Genomic DNA, 23,938 nt, shown 5'->3' with positions numbered 1-23,938 from the left:
AAGTCAGAAAGTTTAAAGGTAGAATGGTAGAGACAGATAAAAAAAGAGAACAAATTATAGAAGGCGCGATCAAGCGGTTTATTCATTTCGGAATCAATAAGACTACGATGAATGAGATTGCTGAGGACCTTTCCGTATCCAAACCTTCATTATATTACTATTTTCCGGACAAAACCAGCCTCATACTCGGAGTTGTAGAAAAGATCTTCAATGATTTCTTTGAGGCAATAATCAAGGAAAACAAAGACCATCGCTCTATTGAGGTGATTATTCCGAGGCTTATTGAGGTCAAACACCGCTTTTTTCAGAAATACTATATGCTTCACTTGAGTGGGGGCGCTCCGGATTCGGCATTAAATTCTGCGGAGCTGCGAAACTTTGTAGAGAAAATGCGCTCTAAGGTATTGAGCTTCCATGCAGCACTCTTTCAGGAAGCCATTGAAAGAGGTGAGATCGAAGCGCAGGATAGCAACAGAATTGCGGATCTGTACATGAACAGTCAGGATGGCTTGACCTCATTATGTATCATGCAAGGCAATAAAGAACTGATGCCGGGTAAAAAAGATTTAAAGAATATGCTTGAAAGGCAGCTGGCCCTTGCCAACTTATTTGTCAAAGGCTTAAAAAAACAATAACCAGAAACAATTAACAATGAAGATTAAATTTAAACAGTTAAAAGTCATTCCGCTATTGCTGCTGGGGCTGCTTTTATCAAACTATGTTTCGGCACAACAAACGCTCACCCTCCGTGATGCGGTAAATTATGCCGTTGAGAACAGCAGTAATGTGCGTAGATCCAAGTTAGACATCCAAGCCGGAAAGTACAAAACCCAGGAAGTGAGAGCACAAGCCTTGCCGCAAATCACCGGTAACGGCGGATTAACATACAACCCGATCATCGGCCAGTTGGTCGTAGGCGATCAAAGTTTCCAGCTCGGAAGAAAATGGAATGCCAACGGCGGTGTACAGCTCAACCAACAGCTTTTTAATCAACAGGTGTTTACCGGGCTTAAGGCTGCGAAAACCAGCGAACAGTACTACCTCCTCAACGAGAACCTTACCGAGGAGCAGATCATTGAACAAGTTGCAAATACTTACTATCAGGTGTTGGTAAACCGCCAACAACGTAATGTAATCGACACCAATATCAAAAATGTGCGTGTTGTAGAACGCATAATCCTGAACCAGTATCAGAATGGATTAGCGAAGAAGATCGACGTAGACCGTATCAAGGTTAACCTAACCAATCTTGAGAATCAGCGCGACCAGGTGATCAATGCAGTTACGCAACTGGAGAACCAGCTGAAATTCTACATGGGTATGCCCGTAGAAACCGAGATTGAACTTCCTACCACTGAACTTACAGAAGTTAAAGGATTGCCTTCGATGGCAGATACGGTGGATTTAAGCGGCAGAACAGAGATCAAATTACTTGACGTGCAACGTGAACTGCTGGGGCTTCAGAAAAAAGCTTATATCTCCGAGTACTACCCTACCCTGTCATTAACTGCAAACTATTCTTCCACCGGACAGAGTGATAAATTTGATTTGTTTAAACGCAAAAGCAACAGCACCGCTTTCTGGTATGACGCTTCCGCAATTGGCCTTACCCTGAGGGTGCCCATCTTTGACGGTTTCGCTACGCGCTCACGAGTAAGACAGGCGAATGTTGAGATCTTAAAAGCAGAGGAAGATCGCAGGGAAACAACCAACGCATTAAACCTGGCCTACGAGAATGCGAAAATTGCATTGCGCAACAGCATCAATACCATCAACTCGCAACGTCAGAACGTTCAGCTTGCAGAAGAGATCTATCAAAGCACGCAGAACAACTATAACAACGGGTTGGCGGCACTGACAGATCTGCTGGATACCGAAAATGCTTTAACTGAAGCACAGAACAGCTATACACAGGCGCTGCTTAATTATAAGATCGCCGAAATTCAACTTATAAAATCAAACGGAAATATAAAATCACTATTAAAATGAAAAGAGGAATTATTATAACCTTAGTTGTTGTCGCTACACTTGTGGGCATATGGCTGGTTCTAAATAACAACAAGAAAAACAATGATGCCAAGACTGCAATCGTATCAGAAGGTAGTGGTGCTGTAAGCGTTCGTGTTGCTTCAGTTCAAAAACAAGCCGTGGATTTAGACTTTAGTGCCAACGGTAATTTTGTGCCCGGCACCGAGATTAACTTTCTATCAGAGAATGCCGGAAGGGTAACCAGAATCATGGTAGACGAAGGTGACCGCGTGACCAAAGGTCAGGTGCTTGCGCTTATCGATGCCGAAATTTTGAACACGGACAGAGAAACCGCTGAAGCTGCTTTGCAAAATGCTATCCGTGACGAAGCCAGATATAGCAGCTCATTTACTACAGGCGGTGTTACCCAGCAACAGTTGGACCAGGCACGCCTTGCAGTGAAAAACGCAAGATTAAGGTTGCAAAGTGCATCCCGTCGTGTAAGTGATGCAAACATCAAATCCCCCATCAATGGTATCGTAAATAAAAGGTATATCGAAGTTGGTGCATTTGTAACCGCTCAAGGTACCCAGTTATTTGAGCTGGTGGATGTTTCCAAACTTAAACTCAGGGTAAATGTGAACGAGAACCAGGTAGCCAATCTTAATGTAGGTGATGAGGTTCAGATAAAAAGTAATGTTTTTCCTGCGGATAGCTTCACCGGAAAAATCACCTTTATCGCTGCAAAAGCAGACAATACACTCAACTTCCCAATTGAGATCGAAGTGGCGAACACCAAGTCGAACAAGTTAAAAGCGGGTATGTATGGTACTGCAATTTTCAAGTTCCCTAATCAGGCACCTACCATCACTATCCCACGTGGATCATTCATTGGTAGCGTTAGCAGCAACCAGATCTTTGTACTGGAAAATGGAAATACCGCGCGGGTACGCAAAGTGGTAACCGGCCGGATCATCGGTGATCAGGTTGAAATTCTTGATGGCTTGAAAGAAGGTGAGACCGCAATCGTAAGCGGGCAGATTAACCTGGTTGATGGCAGCCCGGTAACCGTGATCAAATAATTGAAAGCATAGCTTTCATAAACATTAAAAAAGATTCTGATGAAAATAACAGAAATATCAATCAAACGACCTTCATTGGTAATTGTGGTGTTCACCGCACTATCCTTGCTGGGACTGCTGAGCTACTTCTCATTGAGCTACGAGCTTTTGCCGAAGTTCAGCAATAACGTGGTCTCCATCTCTACCATCTACCCTGGTGCGTCACCAAGTGAGGTGGAAAATAGTGTTACCAAGAAAATTGAAGATGCAATCTCATCAATGGAGAACATCAAGAAGCTGAATGCAGTTTCTTACGAGAGTTTGTCGGTGGTAACCATTACGCTGACCGATAAAGCTAACGTCGACCTGTCATTGAATGATGCGCAAAGGAAGGTAAACTCCATCCTGGCAGATCTTCCGGATGATGTTGAACAGCCATCCCTGAGCAAATTCTCCCTGGATGACCTTCCGGTGATCACCATGTCTGCTTCAGCAAATATGGATGATGCTTCCTTTTATGACCTGATCGACAACCGTATCGCACCAATCGTATCCCGTGTAAACGGTGTTGCACAGGTGAATTTGATTGGTGGCCAGGAACGTGAAATTCAGGTGGGCTTAATGGCTGACAAGCTACAAGGATACAACCTTTCTGTACCGCAGGTACAACAGGCCATCCTGAGCTCGAACCTTGATTTCCCTACCGGAAGTGTTAAAACCAACGAACAGGATATCCTGATCCGTCTTTCGGGTAAATACCAGAACATCGACGAACTGCGCAACCTGGTTGTTGCAACCAGCCCCGATGGTGCTCAGATTCGTCTATCCGACGTTGCTGATGTGCAGGACAGACAAAAGGAAGTTGACAAACTTGCCCGTATCGACCGTCGTGGTGCGATCGCTATCCAGATCATTAAGCAGTCTGACGCGAATGCCGTGGAAGTGAGTGAAGGTGTACATGCCACCATCGCAAAGCTGATGCAGGATTACAAAACCAATGACCTTAAGATCAATGTCGTAAACGACAGTTCAATATATACCCTGGAATCTGCCGACGCGGTAATCCACGATTTGGTACTTGCAGTAATCCTGGTAGCGTTTGTGATGCTATTCTTCCTGCACAGTTTAAGGAACGCGCTGATCGTAATGGTTTCCATTCCAGCATCCCTGATCGCAACCTTTATCGGTATCCAGATGTTTGGCTTCACGCTGAACCTGATGTCGCTGCTTGGACTTTCCCTGGTAGTGGGTATTCTGGTCGATGATGCCATTGTGGTATTGGAAAATATCTACCGTCACATGGAGATGGGTAAAAACAAGGTGCGTGCCGCATACGATGCTACAAGCGAAATTGGCTTTACCGTAGTATCCATTACCCTGGTAATTGTGGTAGTATTCTTCCCGATCGCCATCAGTACTGGTTTAGTATCAAACATCCTAAGACAGTTCTGTGTGGTGGTGATCATTGCGACCATGTTATCATTGGTTGCTTCCTTTACCATTGTACCACTGCTCTCCTCCCGTTTCGGTAAATTGGAGCGTATTGAAGGTAAAAATGCATTCGGAAAATTCATCTTGTGGTTTGAAAAGCAGCTACACAAATTCACCAACTGGATCACTGGAATTTTGGAGTGGTCGCTTGCCAACCGGGGTAAAACCATCGGACTGGTATTCCTGATGCTTGTCGCGTCTTGCGGATTGATCCCTGCCGGATACATCGGTACCGAGTTCTTCCCGAAGAGTGATAAAGGCGAGTTCCTTGTTCAGCTGGAAATGCCCAAAGATGCATCTATTGAACAAACCAATTATGCAACCCAAAAAGCAGAAGCTTTCCTAACCAAAAAGCCGGAAATCACGCAGTTGATCACAACGGTAGGTCAGGCAAGTGGTGACTTTGGAGGTACACAGGCCACTGCATACAAGTCGGAAATCAACGTAAGACTGGTAGACCGTAAAGATCGCGCTGATGAGGCCAGTATTTACGCGACCAAAGTTAGTCGTGAGTTAGCGAAGAGCCTACCGGGTGTTAAAGTTAAAACGGTACCGATCAGTATTCTGGGTATTGCCGAGAATGCCCCGATCGAACTTGTGGTGATGGGTTCAGACCTGGATAGCGCCATGCGTTATGCAACGGCTGCACAGGAAGTGTTACGCAAGATCAAAGGATCTGCAGAGATCAAGCTGTCTGTTGAAGAAGGTAGCCCGGAAATTAACGTTCAGGTAGACCGCGACAAGATGGCGGCTTTGGGCCTTTCACTACAAACCGTGGGTTTAACCATGCAAACTGCATTCAGTGGTAACACTGACGGTAAGTTCAGAAAAGGTGAGTACGAGTACGACATCAATATCCAATATCAGGCTTTTAACAGACAAGACATCAACGATGTGAGCAACCTGATCTTCGTAAATAACGCAGGACAACAGATCAAGCTTTCGCAGTTTGCAGCTATTAAACAGGGTTCAGGACCTAGTCAGCTGGAAAGACGTGATAAGAGTACATCTGTATCCGTAAAGGCTCAGGCCATTGGCCGTCCTACCGGTACCGTTGTGGCTGAATTCGAAGCTGAATTGGAACGTCTCGAGCAAACCGGTGAGTTAAAGAAGCCTTTAGGTGTAAGTTATCTTTGGGCTGGTGATGCAGAAAACCAGGGTGAAGGTTTCGGTACTTTAGGTATCGCCTTACTATCTTCTATCCTGTTGGTGTACCTGATCATGGTAACCTTGTACGACAGTTTCGTGTATCCATTTGTGGTGATGTTCTCGATCCCACTTTCGGTGATCGGTGCTTTACTTGCGCTGGCTTTAACCAATAACGCCCTGAACATCTTTACGATCCTTGGTTTGATTATGTTGATCGGTTTGGTTGCGAAGAACGCGATTATCCTTGTCGATTTTACCAACCAGATGAAGGCCGAAGGCAAGAGTACGCACGAAGCATTAATTCTGGCTAACCACGCCCGTCTAAGACCAATCCTGATGACTACGATTGCGATGGTAATTGGTATGCTTCCAATTGCATTGGCAGGTGGTGCCGGTGCGGAATGGAAAAACGGTTTGGCATGGGTAATTATCGGTGGATTATTAAGTTCACTTTTCCTAACCCTGATCATCGTTCCGGTAATGTATATGATCTTCGACAGGATCCTTGATAAACTTGGATATAATAAAAAAGGCGTAACCATTGAAGAACTCATGGTAGAGCCTTACGATCATAAAGAGGTCAAAGAATACGAAATGGAACATACGCATTAATCGTATTTTTCTTTCCGGAAAGGCCGTGTCAACTTTTTGACACGGCCTTTTTTGTTTTTAGCCAGGTATGACAATCAATATCATCAGCTTCTGATCAAACGCACATCAAAGCCACATGAAAGGCACATAGAACGCACATGAAGCGCACCGGCCTGTGTGTCTGATTTGTATCTGATCTGCGTCTGGTCAGCATCTCAACAGCAACCTCCCCAAAGCTTAACGACCGTTTGTACAGCAATAGCTACCGTTAGCTTATTGCCCTTTTACAAAATTCATGTCATTAACTAATTTTGTTCAACATCATTTTTTGGTCATAAGCGATCTTCGGATGTTTTAAGCTCAGAAAAACCCTTACTTTTGCAGCCGAATGAACGTTCAATTAGAAGATATTTGTGGCAAACGTGAGACTGTTTTGAACAGTACACTCGCGCTTATTCGTCAGTATGGCTTCCACGGTACGCCGATGAGCATGATTGCAAAACATGCAGGGGTAGCTGCTGGAACGATATACCATTACTTTGATTCCAAGGATGCATTGATCAACGCGTTGTATGTGCATGAAAGTACGCGTCTTGCTGCTGCCTTGTTGGTTGGAGATGATGAAACGCAGCCTTATAAAGAGCGGTTCACCCGATGCATGCTCAACCACTATAACTTTTATCTGAGTAACCCCGACTCGCTGTACTTTCTGGAGCAATATGCAAACTCTCCATATGCAAAAAGCCAGGCAGATAATCATGAAGAAAGGTTCAGGCACGTGATCAGTTTCTTTGATTATGGCATAAAGAACAAGTACTTCAAGAACATCGATGCCAAGTTGCTCATGCCGATCATTAAAGGAACTCTAGTGGCAGCGGCGAACTTTCACCTGAGGGAACACATGGTATTTTCGGAGGAAGACATCAAGGTGGTAATCAGCATGATATGGGACGGCATCAAAAAACAATAAAAGATCAAACAATTTAAACTCAATACCTTTAATACATATATGAAATCACGTAATTTACTAGTTACCATGCTTTTATGGATACCTCTCCTACTCCCCGGATCGGTATTCGCACAGTCCATCGTAAAAGCAGAACAGCCACTTACCAATGCCACCTTACAACAGTGCATTGATTACGCGTTGAGCAACAGACCGGAAGTGAAACAATCCGTGCTTGACGAAGAGATTGCCGACCGTGATATTAAATCTGCCTTGTCTGGATGGTTACCGCAGATCAATGCTTCAGGTAGCTTTAACCACAACTTTAAGCAGCAATCACAGGTGCTTACCACCAACGGGGTTTCTTCTTTATTAACCTTCGGTGCCAAAAACACCTCTTCATTGGTATTGCAGGCAGATCAGCAATTCTTAAACGCCGGCTTAATTCAGGCATCAAAATCTGCCAAGTATTTCAGACAGCAGTACAGACAGAATACTGAAGCCAACAGGATTAACACCGTTGTAGAAGTAAGTAAGGCGTACTACGACATTCTGACCAGCAATGAACAGTTAAACATCATCAACGAGAACATTGCCCGCTTACAAAAGCAACTTAAAGATGCTAGTGCACAGTATGAGGCGGGTCTGGTAGACAAAACCGACTTTCAACGTGCGCAGATCAGCTTGAGTAATTCACTTGCAGATAAAAAACGTACAGAAGAACTGGTAAAATATAAATATGCTTACCTGAAAGAGCTTATCGGCTACCAGGGCAAAGAGAACTTCACCTTGTCGTTCACTGCAGCTGATATGGAGAAAGATGTTTTGATCGATACCACCCAGATGCTGGATTACCAGAACCGTGTGGAATTCCGCTTGCTAGAAACACAGCGCCAATTGCAAAGCATTAACACCAGCTATAATAAATGGAGCTACCTACCAACCTTATCTGGTTTCTACAATTATGGTTTCAACTACCAGAACCAGGAAATCAGCAACCTTTATGATAGAAACTATCCAAGTTCCATCATTGGATTAAGGTTAGTGCTTCCGATTTTCCAGGGTGGCAAACGTACGCATGAAATTAAAAAATCACAGTTACAGGAACAAAGAGTTGATCTTGACCTGGAGAACGTGAAAAATCAGATTAACTCGCAATATGAGGCAGCAATTGCAACCTATAAGGCTAACCTGAATGATCTTAGAACCAACCGGGAGAATGTGGAGATCTCAAGATCAGTATACAACACCATTAAACTACAATATGACGAGGGTATTAAAACGTATCTGGATCTGATGACCTCAGAAACAGACCTTCGTACCGCACAATTAAACTATTTGAATTCACTATATAGTTTATTGGCATCAAAACTAGACGTAAAACAAGCATTAGGAACAATAACCGTTAATCAATAACCCATACAATGAATAATTTTAATAGAATAAAGCTAGGTGTCCTGGTCTTGGGCTCAGTTACATTAGCCTCCTGTGGTGGCGGTCAGCAACCTGCACAGCAAGGCCCGCCTCCTGCAACTCCGGTAACCACCTATACCGTGGACGAACAACCGGTTACAACCGTAGATTCGTATCCTGGTGTTGTGGTAGCACTTAATGAAGTTGAATTACGCCCTCAAGTTGGCGGTTATATTACGGGAATATTTGTTCAGGATGGTCAGCGGGTAACTAAAGGTCAGAAGTTATACGAGATCGACCGCACAAAATATCAGGCGGCATACAATTCTGCTAAAGCAAATCTTGCCGTTGCAAAATCGAACCGCGACAGGACCAAAAAAGATGCAGAACGTTACACCAAGTTAGCAGAGCAGGATGCCGTAGCAAGACAACGTGTAGATTATGCCCTTACCGACCTTGCCAATGCAGAATCGCAGGTAGCTGCTGCTGAAGCGCAACTAAGTGCTGCGTCATCAGATTTACAGCGCTCGGTGATCGTATCGCCTCTTACCGGTACCATCGGAATCTCTCAGGTGAAGCTGGGTGCTTTTGCTACGCCTGGCACTACAGTACTAAATACGGTTTCTACAAACGACCCAATTGCGGTTGATATTGCCGTGAACCAACGTGAGATTCCACGTTTCCTTGCTTTACAGAAAAACAACGCTGTAGTAGCAGATTCGGTTTTCAGCATTCAGGGTCAGGACGGAACAATGTACCGTGCACAAGGAAAGATCGTTGCAATTGACCGTGCAGTGGATCCTCAAACCGGTACCATCAAAGTGAGGATCAGCTATCCAAATAAAGAAGGTAGATTATTTGCCGGAATGAACGTTAACCTACAGGCTTTAAACAGAGGCCAGAAAGAAGAACTTGTAATTCCATACAAAGCCGTTGTGGAGCAACTGGGTGAGTTTAACGTGTTTGTTGTTGGCGATAGCAGCAAAGCAGAAGCACGCCTTGTAAAACTTGGCAGACAGTTCCAAACCAATGTTGTGGTAAGTGAAGGCTTGAAAAAAGGTGAAACGATTGTTGTAGACGGTGTACAGAATGTTAGAAATGGTGCCGTTGTTACTTCAACGCCTCCGGGTCAAGCAAACGCACAACAACCTGCAGCAGCAAAATAATTAAATAGAATTTCAGCTATATGATATCAGAAGTATTTATAAGGCGACCGGTCACGGCCATCGTCATCTCCATATTGATTGTTCTGGTTGGTACGATTGTGATCACAACCCTACCGATCAGTCAATATCCCAACATTGCACCACCAACGGTAAACGTTTCAGGTACCTATACCGGTGCCGATGCACAAACGGTGGAGCAAACGGTAACCACTCCTATTGAAAGTCAGATCAACGGTACGCCGGGAATGAAATATCTTTCCTCAAACAGTACTGCTGATGGACGTTCAGCGATTACCGTAACCTTTGATGTAGGTACAAACATTGACATTGCCACGTTGGATGTTCAAAACCGTGTGGGGATTGCAGAGCCTGCATTGCCGGAAGCGGTAAGACGTTTGGGTGTGACTACCAGGAAAGCCAACAACGATATTTTGATGGTTGTGGGTCTTGTTTCGCCAAAAGGCACCTACGATCAGAAATTCCTTTCCAATTATGTGAACCTTTATGTAAGGGACGCATTATTACGTATCCCCGGTGTGGGTGATGTGCAGTCCTTCGGACAACCATTCAGTATGCGTGTTTGGTTAGATGCTGGTAAACTTGCAAACTTAGGCCTTACGCCAGCAGACGTAACCGCTGCCATTGGCGAACAGAACAGCCGTATGCCGGGTGGTACTGTGGGTGGCCGTCCGCAGAATAACAACCAGACTTTCGAGTTTTCCGTGGTTTTAGATGCGGACTTGAACTCTGTTGAGCAGTTTGAAAACATCATTATTAAAAATGGTGCAGAAGGATCACCAGTTTACCTGCGCGATGTTGCACGTGTTGAATTGGGTGAGTTTTCGTACTCTACCAGCTCTAAAGTTAACGGTCAAGTGTCGTCCATGATGGCGATTAACCAGACGCCGGGCGGTAATGCGGTACAAACTGCAGAGGGTATTCAAAAAGCCCTGGATGAGTTAAAAGCGTCTTTCCCGAAAGATATGGACTATGTGATCAGTTACGAGACCGTGTCCATCGTGAAGGTATCCATCAGCGAGGTAATTCATACCCTTGTTGAAGCGCTGATCCTGGTAACGATTGTGGTATTCTTCTTCCTGCAAAGCTGGAGGGCTACCTTAATTCCGGTACTTGCGATTCCGGTTTCCATTATCGGTACATTCATTCTCTTCAATATTCTAGGTTTCTCCATAAACGTACTGACCATGTTTGGTTTCGTACTTGCAATCGGTATTGTGGTGGATGATGCGATTGTGGTGGTGGAAGCAGTTCAGCATTATATGGACCATGAGGGCCTTTCTGCGCCTGATGCCACACGTAAAGCGATGAAAGATATCACTGCTCCGGTAATTGCGATCGCTTTGATCCTTGCAGCGGTATTTATTCCGGTTGGATTTATCCCGGGTATGGTTGGCCAGCTCTATCAACAGTTCGCCATTACCATCGCCGTTTCGGTATTGATCTCCGCCTTTATCGCCCTATCCTTAACACCGGCTTTATGTTCGTTGCTATTAACCCCAATGAACTTAAACGCTGACTCTAAAGGATTGAATAAATTCTTCTATAGATTTAACCAATGGTTCGCCAGGGTAACTCAAAACTACTCCAATGGTGTAAAATGGGCTTTGAAAAAAGCACCGCTGGTAATGGTAATGCTTGCATGTATCTATGTAGGTACCGTTGGATTGTTTATGACCAAACCTTCCGGATTTATCCCGAATGAGGATGCTGGTGTATTCCTGATGGGGGTTACCCTTCCTGAGGGTTCTTCAGCAGCCCGTACGGATGCATTTATCGAGAGAATCACAACCACCATTCAGAAAAAATATCCAGAGGTATTGAACATTACTTCGATCAGTGGTATCAACATTCTGAACAGATCATTTAAGTCTAACGCCGCGACGTTCTTCGTACAGTTGAAGAACTGGGATGACCGTGAGGGCGATGCTGCCGGTACCATTGCGAAAGTATCGCAGGAGTTTGCTGGTGCCAAAGAAGGTAGTGTACTTGCCGTAGCACCACCTCCGATCCCGGGTCTTGGTATTAGTGGAGGTTTCTCTTTACAGATCCAGGAAAAACAAACCGGCGACATTAAGCAGTTTGAAGCAAACGTTGGCAAGTTCCTGGGAGCAGCAAATGCACGCCCCGAGATTGCAATGGCGTATACCTTGTTCAACGCAAGAACACCAAACTATAAACTTGAGGTGGACCGCGAGCAGGCTAAGAAAATGGGTGTTTCTGTTGGCGCAATCTACAGCACCATATCAACTTACCTGGGTAGTAGCTATGTTAACGACTTTACCAAATACGGTCGTAACTTCAGGGTAGTTGCACAGGCGGATACCAACTTCAGAAGCAGCATTGACGATCTGAGACAATTGTACGTTAAGAATGCAGCGGGTACACCGGTACCTTTAAGCACATTGGTAACACACAAACTGGTTGAAACCGCATCAATCATCAACCACTTTAACTTGTTCCGATCGATCGAGGTAAGTGGTGCAGCAGCACCGGGCTATAGCTCCGGAGATGCCTTGAATGCACTAGAGGAAGTAGCAGCACAGACTTTACCAGCGAACTACGACTATAATTTCTCTGGTTTGAGTTTGGAGGAACGTGAGGCGGGTAGCAGTACTACGCTGATCTTTGCCCTGATTGTTGTCTTTGTATTCCTATTGCTTGCAGCACTATACGAAAGCTGGTCAGTACCATTCTCCATCCTTTTAGCAGTGCCACTAGGTTTATTCGGAGCGATCCTGGCACTAACCTTCCTGCCTAAATTGGATAACAACATCTATGCACAGGTTGGTTTGATCACGCTGATCGGTCTCTCCGCGAAGAACGCGATCTTGATCGTCGAGTTTGCGAAGGAACGTGTGGATTGGGGTATGGGCTTAATTCCTGCAACCATGGAAGCGGTTAAGTTGAGGTTACGTCCTATCGTGATGACCTCTCTGGCCTTTATCCTGGGTGTAATTCCTTTGATCCTTTCCCATGGTGCGGGTGCAGTATCCAGGATGACCATCGGCTGGACCGTGGCAGCGGGTATGATCTCGGCAACCATTCTGGCAATCTTTATCGTACCGGTATTGTTTGTGTTAATCACCAGACTGGCTTACGGTAAAAAGAAACTTGCTGAACTGGAAGCGAATTATAAACCTGAAGAACATGCTGATGTACTTCATGCAGATTAATACAGCTGATAGAACAGCTTAAGCTTTTCTATAAATAAAAAAGAGGTTGCTCAAACGGGCAACCTCTTTTTTATTAAAGCACAAAAAAGCCGCTCCTTGTGGAAGCGGCTTTTTCTTTTGTATAAACTGAACCTAAATATGGATCGCTCTGTTTTCTGTCGCCGCCATTGCAGCTTCTTTAATCGCCTCGGTATAGGTTGGGTGTGCATGGCAGATTCTTGCAATATCTTCTGCAGAAGCACGGAACTCCATGGCTACCACCGCTTCAGCAATCATATCTGCAGCTCTCGGACCAATCATGTGTACACCCAGGATCTCATCTGTATTTGCATCTGCAAGCACTTTCACGAAGCCATCAGTATCCATGCTCGCTTTAGCGCGGCCACTGGCTTTGAATGGGAATGAACCTGCTTTATATTTGGTACCGCTTGCTTTCAACTGCTCTTCGGTATAACCTACGGAAGCAACTTCCGGCCAGGTGTAAACTACACCAGGGATCAGGTTATAATTGATATGTGGCTTCTGACCAACAATGTGCTCAGCAACGTAAACGCCTTCATCTTCCGCTTTATGCGCAAGCATGGCACCTTTGATCACGTCACCAATAGCATAAACGCCAGGCACGCTGGTTTCCAGGTGTTCGTTCACTGGAATCTTATTTCCTCTTTCTTCGGTCTTGATGCCGATATTTTCTAGTCCTAATCCTTCAGTATAAGCAGTACGGCCTACCGCAACGATGCAGTAATCTGCTTCAAATTTGACCTGCTCACCTTTTGCATTGTCAGCAGTAACGGTAACGGTTTCGCCTTCAACGCTTGCACCAGTTACTTTGTGGTTCATGAAGAACTCCATGCCTAAAGATTTTTTAAGCACACGTTGTAGTTCTTTACCTAAGCCTGCATCCATCGTTGCGATGATGCTTGGCATGAATTCAACAACAGATACCTTCGTACCTAAACGCGCATATACAGAACCAAGCTCCAAGCCGATTACACCACCGCCAATTACAACCAGGTGTTTTGGAACTTCAGTGATGTTTAAAGCTTCTGTTGAAGTGATGATTCTTTTTTTATCTACCGGAAGGAATGGCAGGCTGGTTGGTTTAGAACCAGTAGCAATGATCACGTTCTTAGCAGTGATCTGCTCTTCGCTACCATCATTTTTTTTGATCTTGATGGTGTTTTTATCTACGAAAGAACCTAAACCTTCGAAGGTGTCAATTTTGTTTTTCTTAAATAAATACGTGATACCCGCAGTGTTCTGGGCAACAACATCGTTCTTTCTGGCAATCATCTGTGACATGTTCACAGACAGGTCTTTCAGTTCAATACCGTGTGTAGTAAATGTATGCGCCGCATTATGAAAATGCTCCGAAGAGTCTAATAATGCTTTGGATGGAATACAACCTACGTTCAAGCAGGTTCCACCAAAAGTACTATATTTCTCTACCACGGCCGTTTTTAAGCCTAACTGAGCACATCTTATGGCACTTACATAACCACCAGGACCAGAACCTATAACTACTACATCGTATTGCATAATCAATTTTTTTATATTCCAAAGTTAAGAAACTCGAAAAGAAAATCGGCATCGACACAGGCTTAATTGGCAATTCCGTAGATCCGCGATAAGAGTGCTGCTATTCAGGCTTTCCGGTCTTGAAGACAAAGAAATAGTTGGCACTAAAGTTCCAGAAGAACACCAGGATGATGGCAATGGCCTTACTGAGGTAGAAATGCAATCCCAGCTGCTCATTGAATAGATAGACGAAACCTGAGTTGAGCAATAACCCTACTAAGGACACCATCAGAAAAGATGCAAACTGCCGACTCACTTTTGTTCGTTCTCTTTCGCTGAAGGTCCATAGCCGGTTGATGATGTAGTTGCTGATGACTGCCATGGTAAATCCGGCAGCATTGGCCAGGAATTTATTGAGGTGTAGTTCATCTTTTAACAGCCAGGTAACGGAGAAGTCAATGACTAGCCCTGACATCCCTGTGAAGCCAAATTTAATTAGCGACAGCAGCCGGAAAGGCAAGCGGGATTCCAGGTACGACAAACTCCATTTCTTGTTCTGCATAGCGCTAAGTAGGGATCAAAGTTACGATTTTAGTTTTTTATGCTCTGGGAGATCACAAAACTATGACAATGGGCTAATAAGCGTGTTTTTTTGTAAGTTTAACCTGATAAGTTCAACAAATATGAAAACAACCAGACTTTTACTAACCTTATTTATCCTCTTTTGCGGATCGATGCTCTTTGGGCAAACCGATTCAGCTTATGTGCGGGATAATTACACCAAAATCGAGCGGATGATACCTATGCGTGATGGCGTGAAACTGTTTACCGCCATTTACATTCCAAAAGAGAAAGGTAAATATCCTTTTATGATCAACCGCACACCATATACGGTGCGCCCGTATGGCGAAACTGAATACAAGACTAGCCTTGGCCCCTCTCCGCTTTTCATCCGGGAAAAGTTCATTTTCGTTTATCAGGATGTACGCGGTAAGTGGATGAGTGAAGGCGAGTTTGTGGACGTGCGACCACATCTGGATAATAAGAAAGGTAAAACTCAAATCGATGAAAGCTCAGATACCTATGATACCATTGATTGGTTAATCAAAAATATACCAGGCAACAACGGCAAAGCCGGTATTTACGGTATTTCCTATCCCGGTTTTTATTCCACCGCCTCCTTACCTGGAGCACATCCTGGATTGAAAGCAGTGTCGCCCCAGGCACCGGTTACAGACTGGTTTATTGGTGATGACTTTCACCATAATGGCGCATTCTTTCTGACGGATGCCTTCAACTTTTACTCCAGCTTTGGCGTACCTAGACCTAAGCCAATTACCCCGGATAAAGGTCCTCAACCTTTCAAATTCCCAATTGAAGATAACTACAGGTTCTATCTGAGCATCGGTGCCTTAAAGAATGTCAAAGAGAAATACTTCGGTGACAGCATTAAGTTTTGGAATGACCTGATGGCCAATGGCACCTATAATGACTTCTGGAAAGCCAGGAATATCCGTACACACCTGAAGAATATTAAGCCAGCAGTGTTGGTTGTTGGCGGCTTCTTCGATGCAGAGGATACCTTTGGCGCTTTGGCAACCTATAAAGCCATTGAAGATCAGGATGCCAAAGCCAACAATAAATTGGTCATGGGACCATGGTTTCATGGTGGCTGGGCAAGAGGGACTGGTGAGCGTTTCAATGACATCGAGTTTGGACAGCCAACAAGCACCTGGTACCAAAATAACCTCGAGTTCCCTTTCTTTATGCATCATCTGAAAGGTGCTCCTGCGACAGAGATTCCTGAAGCCAGCATATTCCTGACGGGCAGTAATGAGTGGAAGAAATTCGCCAGCTGGCCGCCTAAAGAGACGGAAAACAGAACGCTTTATTTCCATGCTAATGGCAAACTTAGCTTCGATGCGCCTGCAGAAAAAGAGAGTTTTGATGAATATGTAAGTGATCCGAACAAACCTGTGCCTTATCAGAATGGTGTGCAGCCACGAAGAACCCGCGAGTATATGATCGATGATCAGCGATTTGCAGCGCGTAGACCAGATGTTCAGGTTTATGAAAGTGATGTTTTAACCGAAGATATTACCTTAACTGGCCCATTGATGGCGAAGTTGCGGGTATCAACCACCGGAACGGATGCAGACTATGTGGTTAAGCTGATTGATGTTTATCCGGAAGATGCAGCAGCACCGCAGCCAAACACCAATAACGTGTTGATGGGCGGCTACCAGATGTTGGTTCGTGGTGAAGTGATGCGCGGTAAATTCCGCAACAGCTTCGAAAAGCCAGAGCCTTTTGTTCCGGGCAAAATTACCGAGGTAAATTACACGCTGCCTGATGTAGGCCATACCTTTAAAAAAGGCCATAAGATCATGATCCAAGTGCAGAACTCCTGGTTCCCGTTGGTAGACCGTAATCCGCAAAAATTCGTGGATATTTACAACGCCCAAGATTCCGACTTCCAGAAAGCCACACACCGCATTTACCATGATGCTGCAAATCCATCTTCATTGGTGGTGACGGTTTTGAAGTAGTGTCGCTGTTGTAAGGGAAATGAAAAATAATGGTAGTTTAACAACTTCAAAGATTAATATAAATATATGTTCAAAAGAACACTAAGTGCCTTAGCACTGGCCTGTTTAATCCATGCTTCCGCCAGCGGGCAAGTCCTGCACAAGGGCGAACAAACAACGCGAGCAGATACCCTTCGGGGCATGCTGACGCCCTTGAGAACCTGTTACGACATCAACTATTACCATCTTGATGTGAAGATTGATATTGAAGACAGGTCCGTGTCGGGCAGTAACAAATTTGTTTTCACCGCAACTGATACATTTAACAAGTTGCAATTCGACCTGTTCGCCAACCTTAAGGTTGACCGGGTGGTCTACAAAGGCAAGGATATCCCCTTTACCCGGGAGTTTAATGCGGTGTTCGTGACTTTCCCTGCTCCAATAAAGAAGGGCAGTAAAGATGAATTTACGGTGTACTATGGTGGCAAGCCGCAGGTGGCAAATCGCCCACCTTGGGACGGTGGCTTTATTTTTAGAAAGGATGAAGCAGGAAACCCCTTTGTATCTGTCGCCTGTCAGGGCTTGGGTGCGAGCGTCTGGTGGCCAAATAAAGATCACCAGAGCGACGAGGTGGATAGCATGATGATCAGCATTTCCGCGCCGCGGGATCTGCAGGAGATATCGAATGGCAGGCTAAGGAGCCGTGTAGAAAAACCTGATGGTTACATGCAACATAACTGGTTCGTCTCTAATCCGATCAACAATTATGACGTAAGTTTCTACATCGGTAAGTACTCCCATTGGACTGACACCTACCAGGGCGAAGAAGGTCCGTTAACGATCGACTACTGGGCGCTTAAACAAGATAGCACCAAGGCTCGTGCGCATTGGGACGCGGATACCAAACCCATGCTGAAGAGCTTTGAACATTGGTTTGGCCCTTATCCATGGTATAAAGATGGCTACAAGCTGGTACAGGCACCACACCTGGGCATGGAGCACCAAAGTGCGGTAGCCTACGGCAATCAGTTTAAAAAAGGTTACCTGGGACGGGATCTTTCTGGCTCGGGCTGGGGACTGAAGTTCGACTTCATCATTGTTCATGAAAGCGGGCACGAGTGGTTCGGTAATAACATCACCGCAAAAGATATCGCCGACATGTGGATACATGAAAGTTTCACCAACTATTCTGAGACCTTGTTTACCCAGAGTTTATACGGCAAAGCAGCAGGTGATGCTTACGTTCAAGGCATCAGACAAGGCATCGCAAACGATATTCCGATCATTGGGCAATACAATGTTAACAAAGAAGGTTCTGGGGACATGTACTCTAAGGGCGCCAACATGATCCACATCATCCGCCAGCTGATTAACGATGATGAGAAGTTCAGAAGTATCCTGCGCGGATTGAACAAGACCTTCTACCACAAGACGGTAACCACTGCTGAAATCGAAAACTATATCGCGAAGCAGAGTGGACTGAACTTGTCTAAGATCTTTGATCAATACTTACGTCACAAGGATATTCCTACTTTTGAGTACAAGATCAGTAACAACAAGCTTGCTTACAGATGGCAATCGGGGGTTAAAGATTTTAATATGCCATTGAAGGTTACGTTGAAAGGTGATGGTGAATACACCTTGATCCAGCCGACAACAACCTGGAAGGAGATATCAATAGATAGCACCGTAGACAAGGACTCGTTTAAGACGGACCCTAACTTCTACATTAACATTAAGCAAACAAGCGAGTAAAACGCTATCCATAAACAAAAGCGGCGCACCTGATTGGGTGCGCCGCTTTTGTTTATGGTAATATTAAGATCTAAACACCTAGTAACAAGCGTGCTGGATCCTCTAATAGTTGTTTCACACGAACAAGGAAGCCAACAGACTCACGGCCGTCAATGATTCTGTGATCGTAAGATAATGCGATATACATCATCGGGCGGATCACAACCTCACCTTTTTCGGCAATTGGACGCTCAATGATGTTGTGCATACCAAGGATTGCAGATTGCGGTGCATTGATGATCGGGGTAGACATCATTGATCCGAATACTCCACCATTGGTGATGGTAAAGGTACCACCTGTCATTTCCTCGATTGATAATTTATTGTCGCGGGCTTTTAAAGCAAGCTCAAGAACCGATTTCTCAATCTGCGCAAGGCTCATGCTTTCAGCATTTCTGATTACCGGTACAACAAGGCCTTTGGGCGCAGAAACTGCGATAGAAACATCTACAAAGTCGTTATAAACGATTTCTTCGCCGTCGATACGTGCATTAACTGCAGGGAACTCTTTTAATGCTTCACAAACTGCTTTGGTGAAAAAGCTCATGAAACCAAGGCCTACGCCATGTTTCTCTTTGAACTGCTCTTTGTACTTTCCTCTAAGGTCCATGATCGGTTTCATGTTCACCTCATTGAAAGTGGTTAGCATTGCGGTTTCATTTTTAACGGTTACCAGACGTTTTGCAACAGTCTTACGCAAAGGCGTCATTTTCTGTCTTCTTTCGCTTCTGGATCCCGGAGCAGCAGCAACCGCTGGCTGTGCTTTATCTGCAGCCTTAGGTGCAGGCTTTGCAGCCGCTTTTTCCGCTTTTAATGCATCTTCTTTGGTGATTCTTCCGTCAACACCGGTACCGCTTACCGCACCAGCATCAATGCCCTTCTCGGCAAGGATTTTACCTGCACTCGGTGAAGGTGTACCAGTTGCATAACTTGAACCGTTTCCAGTTGCCGTTGGTGCAGAAGTTTTTTGTTCTTCAACAGGTTTTTCTTCAGCAGCAGGAGCTGCTTTTGGTGCAGCTGCACCACCTTCTTCAATCGTACATACAACAGCACCAATTGCTAATGTATCGCCTTCATTTGCTACGGTTTTTAAAGTTCCAGCCTGTTCTGCAGTTAGCTCGAAGGTTGCTTTGTCTGATTCCAGCTCAGCAATAACTTCGTCCATTTCAACTACATCACCATCATTTTTCAACCATTGTGATAAAACAACTTCAGTGATCGATTCACCTACTGGTGGAACTTTTATTTCTAAACTCATAATTGATGTATTATATCTTAATCTACATTAAAAACTTTACTCTCTGATTTATCAGCAATATCCTTTACATTCTGTGTTACAGGAACCTCCAATGCTTTCGCAATGATATATGCTTGTTGATCGGCATGCTGTTTCGCATAACCCGTAGCGGTACTGCTGCTTTCTTTCCTCGAGATCACTTCAATATCTTTAAAGAAGGTCTTTCTTGTTTTACGGGATAAGAATGGCCATGGTCCCATGTTCTCCGGTTCTTCCTGTACCCAGATTGCCTCAGTAGCATTTTCATAGGTTTTGTAAACCGCTTCCATTTGTGCGAGTGGTAATGGATATAGCTGCTCTACACGAACGATAGCAACATGTTTCAGCTGATCGTTCTGTTGCTTTTCCAACAACTCGTAGTAGATCTTACCCGAGCAGAACAATACACGCCTTACATCCGCAGGGTTTACGTTCACATCATTGATCACTTCCTGGAACTTGTTCTCGGTAAAGTCTACCAATGGTGACACACATTTAGGGTGACGCAGTAAGCTTTTCGGTGTAAATACAACCAATGGCTTTCTGAAGTCACGGGAGAACTGCCTGCGTAGTGCATGGAAGAAGTTAGCTGGTGTGGTACAGTTAATCACCTGCATGTTGTAATCTGCACAAAGTTCCATAAAACGCTCGATCCTTGCAGAGGAGTGCTCTGGTCCCTGACCTTCATAGCCATGTGGCAACAACATCACCAAGCCGTTTTCACGTTGCCATTTGGTCTCTGCACTGGCCAGATACTGGTCAATGATAATCTGCGCACCATTGTTAAAGTCACCAAACTGTGCTTCCCAGATGGTTAAAGCATTCGGGTTAGCCATGGCATAACCGTATTCAAATCCTAATACACCATATTCAGAAAGGTGTGAGTTGTAGATATCAAAGGTCGCCTGAGCACTGTCCAGGTTCGCCAATGGTACGTATTCCTCTTCAGCATCTTCCAGCGTTAGTACGGCATGACGGTGAGAGAATGTTCCTCTTTCCACATCTTGTCCACTAACACGAACACGTTTGCCTTCCATCAACAAGGTACCATAAGCTAATTGCTCGCCCATGGCCCAATCGAAGACATGTGTATTGTTAGCCATGTTGCTTCTTTCGGCAAATAGCTTTTCAATTTTCTTAAAGAACTTTTTGTCAGAAGGCAAAGCACTGATGCGTTTGGCAATATCCAGCAAGGTTTCTTCTTTAACAGCGGTATTAGGAGAGGTCTCAAAATCATTCGGATTTGCGATACGCATTTCTGACCATGCACCACCGAATTTCACATCCTGGTAGGTAGAGGTTAAAGCCTTAGCCTCATCTAAACGCTGCTGCAAGATGGCACGGAACTCCTTTTCAATTTCCTTCTCCTGACTTGGTTGCAGGTTGCCTTCTTTAATCAGTTGCTGAATATAGATATCTCTTGGATTCGCATGCTTTTCAATGATCTTGTACAGCAATGGCTGAGTGAATTTAGGCTCATCCGACTCATTGTGTCCGAATCTTCTATAGCAAAGGATATCGATGAAAACATCGTTCTTATAGCGCTGACGATATTCCATAGCAAGATTGATCGCGTAAACCAGCGCCTCAGGATCATCGCCGTTAACATGAAAAACAGGTGATAAAGTAACTTTGGCGATATCAGTACAGTAAGTGCTGGTACGTGCGTCTTTGTAGTTGGTGGTGAAACCAATCTGGTTATTGATCACCAGGTGGATGGTTCCGCCAGTCTTATAACCTTCCAGACCAGCCATTTGAATTACCTCGTAAACAATACCCTGACCTGCAATTGACGCATCACCATGAATTAAGATCGGTGCAATTCTTGAATCGTCACCTCCATACTTAAAGTCGATCTTTGACCTGGTAATACCTTCTACTACCGGATTTACCGTTTCTAGGTGAGATGGGTTTGGACACAAGCTCAGGTGTACACTCTTTCCGTTGTTTGTAGTAACGTCGGTAGAATAACCCAAGTGATACTTCACATCACCACCAAACGGTGATTCCGCACTGTAAGCCTTACCTTCAAATTCAGCAAAGATGTCTTTATATGTTTTCTGCATAATATTGGCAAGCACGTTCAGACGGCCACGGTGAGCCATACCGATCACGAACTCTTCAATACCAAGATTAGAACCTTTTTCTATTACGGAGTCAAGTGCAGGAATCAATGCTTCTGCACCTTCAAGCGAGAATCGCTTTTGACCAAGGAACTTTGTTCCAAGGAAGTTTTCAAAACTTACAGCCTGGTTAAGTTTGGTCAGGATACGCATTTTCTCTTCTACAGAGAAACGCGGCGTATTACGCGCACTTTCCATTTTCTTTTCAATCCAGGAAAGTACTTCAGGGGTACGAACAAACTTATATTCTGCGCCGATTGATCCGCAATAGGTCTGTTCAAGGAAAGCTATGATGTCAGACAACTTAGCTGCCCCGATTCCAATTTCAACACCAGAATTAAATACAGTATCAAGATCAGCATCGCTTAAACCGAAGTTTTCAAGTGCCAGGGTCGGCATATGCTTGCGACGCTCTCTTACGGGGTTTGTTTTGGTAAATAAATGGCCGCGTTGACGGTATCCATTTATCATATTCAAAACATTTACTTCTTTTAAAAATTGCTCAGGGGCTACATCATTTATTGTGGTTCCTGATGCTTCTCTTCCAAAATCAAATCCTTCAAAAAACTTCTGCCAGCCAAATTCTACAGATTGGGGATCTTGTTTGTAAAGTTGGTACTGCGCATCGATATATTCCGCGTTTTCACCGCTGAGATAAGACAAATTATCCATGTGTTTCAAGTGCTATAAGTCATGCAAAATTAGGATTTTACCAATAAGAACGGGCAAAATACTTCATATTTCTTCCAGAAAGCCGACTAAATCACATACATTTTTTAATGGCTTTAATTGATCATTAACAACAATATCAAATTCAGAGATTAAACTTCCTGCTACAATCAGAGGAACGTTTAGATTTTCAATTACTCTTCCCAGAATTTTATTGATGTCTTTTCCAAGGTTTAAGGAGGTAAACACAACGAAACCATAGTCCGGTTTATAACTTTCAATAACTTTTTTAAGATCTGTTGCTGGTATGCCTTGCCCCAGGTAAAGTGTTTCATGACCACAACTCTTCAAAAGATACCTTGCAAAAAGCAATCCGGTTTCATGAAGCTCGGCTTCGGGCAGGAATAAAAGGAACCTTTCAGGTTTTTTGGCTTTTGGCTTATCAAGCTTGTCGATTTCGACAATTAGTCTGTCTCGAATCAAATTCGCCGCAAAATGTTCATGAGATGGATCAATTGCACCAATCTGCCACAACATGCCAATCTTTTTCATGAAAGGGAACAGCACCTGATCCATGGTTTTCGTTAAACCAAGTTCGGCGATACAACTGGCCAGGATCTTAGAAAATGAAGCTTCGTCGAACTTTATGGTCGCATTAGAAAGGTTGATGAGTTGAACTGACTCATTACCCCAATCGGTCTTAAGCTGAAGCACCAGATCAGCAATCTTCTTTTTACTCATCTGAGCAATCTTGCTGATCTTGTATCCATTTTCATTAAGCGCCACAATATTGAGCAACATCTTCAGATCTTCCTCATCATAGTATCTGATGTTGGTGGGCGTACGCTTAGGAGGCACCAGGTTGTATCTAATCTCCCAGGCTCGTATCGTATGGGCTTTTATTCCAATCAGTCCCTCTATGTCGCTTATCGAATATTTCCTCACGAGCTTACAACAACTGGAAATCAGGTTTGTTTATAAACAGGAAGATTCAGCAACCTTTTAATCAACCGTTTAGATTGAATAAAGCCGTATTCTACTTAAAGAAGGA

The 23,938-nt window shown here is 44.3% G+C and carries 15 protein-coding genes; 10 read left to right on the top strand and 5 right to left on the bottom strand.

From position 1 onward, the window contains the following. Nucleotides 1-23: 23 nt before the first annotated feature. The 8 genes from AC5WJX_RS08885 to AC5WJX_RS08850 all read left to right on the top strand — a co-directional run bounded on the left by AC5WJX_RS08885 (nt 24) and on the right by AC5WJX_RS08850 (nt 12,979). Nucleotides 24-635: a TetR/AcrR family transcriptional regulator gene (locus tag AC5WJX_RS08885; RefSeq protein WP_494484222.1), complete on the top strand. Its 612-nt coding sequence runs from the start codon at nt 24-26 to the stop codon at nt 633-635. A 16-nt stretch (nt 636-651) separates the two neighbouring features. Beyond that, nucleotides 652-1,989, top strand: coding sequence for a TolC family protein (locus tag AC5WJX_RS08880; protein WP_440431837.1), 1,338 nt, complete (start codon nt 652-654; stop codon nt 1,987-1,989). After that, complete coding sequence (locus AC5WJX_RS08875; RefSeq protein ID WP_440431839.1) at nt 1,986-3,050, top strand: efflux RND transporter periplasmic adaptor subunit; 1,065 nt, start codon at nt 1,986-1,988, stop codon at nt 3,048-3,050. The genes AC5WJX_RS08880 and AC5WJX_RS08875 overlap by 4 nt, the downstream gene beginning before the upstream one ends. A 39-nt stretch (nt 3,051-3,089) precedes the next feature. Further along, the gene (locus tag AC5WJX_RS08870) at nt 3,090-6,281 is read left to right on the top strand and encodes an efflux RND transporter permease subunit (protein ID WP_440431841.1); all 3,192 of its coding nucleotides are present in this window, start codon (nt 3,090-3,092) and stop codon (nt 6,279-6,281) included. Between the two features lie 367 nt (nt 6,282-6,648). Then, nucleotides 6,649-7,230, top strand: a complete 582-nt coding sequence (locus AC5WJX_RS08865) for a TetR/AcrR family transcriptional regulator (protein ID WP_494484221.1) — start codon at nt 6,649-6,651, stop codon at nt 7,228-7,230. A 39-nt stretch (nt 7,231-7,269) separates the two neighbouring features. Next, nucleotides 7,270-8,622, top strand: coding sequence for a TolC family protein (locus AC5WJX_RS08860; RefSeq protein ID WP_440431845.1), 1,353 nt, complete (start codon nt 7,270-7,272; stop codon nt 8,620-8,622). A gap of 8 nt (nt 8,623-8,630) precedes the next feature. Beyond that, a complete protein-coding gene (locus AC5WJX_RS08855) occupies nt 8,631-9,785 on the top strand; it encodes an efflux RND transporter periplasmic adaptor subunit (RefSeq protein ID WP_440431847.1) in 1,155 nt (384 codons plus the stop codon). A 20-nt stretch (nt 9,786-9,805) separates the two neighbouring features. Beyond that, nucleotides 9,806-12,979, top strand: coding sequence for an efflux RND transporter permease subunit (locus tag AC5WJX_RS08850; RefSeq protein ID WP_494484220.1), 3,174 nt, complete (start codon nt 9,806-9,808; stop codon nt 12,977-12,979). Nucleotides 12,980-13,111: 132 nt separating this feature from the next. Here AC5WJX_RS08850 and lpdA read toward each other — a convergent pair whose 3' ends face one another. Together lpdA and AC5WJX_RS08840 are read right to left on the bottom strand one after the other, a co-directional pair. After that, nucleotides 13,112-14,518 carry a dihydrolipoyl dehydrogenase gene (lpdA, locus tag AC5WJX_RS08845; protein WP_494484219.1) on the bottom strand — a complete coding sequence of 469 codons (1,407 nt, stop codon included), beginning with the start codon at nt 14,516-14,518 and terminating at the stop codon, nt 13,112-13,114. 100 nt (nt 14,519-14,618) lie between these two features. Next, nucleotides 14,619-15,059: a GtrA family protein gene (locus AC5WJX_RS08840; protein WP_494484218.1), complete on the bottom strand. Its 441-nt coding sequence runs from the start codon at nt 15,057-15,059 to the stop codon at nt 14,619-14,621. 121 nt (nt 15,060-15,180) lie between these two features. Between AC5WJX_RS08840 and AC5WJX_RS08835 the strand changes: the two genes are divergently transcribed. Then, nucleotides 15,181-17,046: a CocE/NonD family hydrolase gene (locus tag AC5WJX_RS08835; protein WP_440431854.1), complete on the top strand. Its 1,866-nt coding sequence runs from the start codon at nt 15,181-15,183 to the stop codon at nt 17,044-17,046. A 66-nt stretch (nt 17,047-17,112) separates the two neighbouring features. After that, complete coding sequence (locus tag AC5WJX_RS08830; RefSeq protein WP_494484217.1) at nt 17,113-18,780, top strand: M1 family metallopeptidase; 1,668 nt, start codon at nt 17,113-17,115, stop codon at nt 18,778-18,780. A gap of 70 nt (nt 18,781-18,850) precedes the next feature. Here the strand turns inward: AC5WJX_RS08830 and odhB are convergent, their stop codons facing one another. The 3 genes from odhB to AC5WJX_RS08815 all read right to left on the bottom strand — a co-directional run bounded on the left by odhB (nt 18,851) and on the right by AC5WJX_RS08815 (nt 23,832). Then, the gene (gene odhB / locus AC5WJX_RS08825; protein WP_494484216.1) at nt 18,851-20,077 is read right to left on the bottom strand and encodes a 2-oxoglutarate dehydrogenase complex dihydrolipoyllysine-residue succinyltransferase; all 1,227 of its coding nucleotides are present in this window, start codon (nt 20,075-20,077) and stop codon (nt 18,851-18,853) included. 17 nt (nt 20,078-20,094) lie between these two features. Beyond that, entirely contained in the window at nt 20,095-22,890 is a 2,796-nt protein-coding gene (locus AC5WJX_RS08820) for a 2-oxoglutarate dehydrogenase E1 component (RefSeq protein WP_494484215.1), read from the bottom strand. Between the two features lie 63 nt (nt 22,891-22,953). Further along, nucleotides 22,954-23,832 carry a MerR family transcriptional regulator gene (locus AC5WJX_RS08815; protein WP_440431862.1) on the bottom strand — a complete coding sequence of 293 codons (879 nt, stop codon included), beginning with the start codon at nt 23,830-23,832 and terminating at the stop codon, nt 22,954-22,956. Between the last annotated feature and the right edge of the window lie 106 nt (nt 23,833-23,938).

The organism is Pedobacter sp. NEAU-ZC8 (assembly GCF_059278965.1).
The sequence above is the reverse complement of the archived record's forward strand: the minus strand, read 5'-3'. Positions and strand labels throughout refer to the sequence as shown.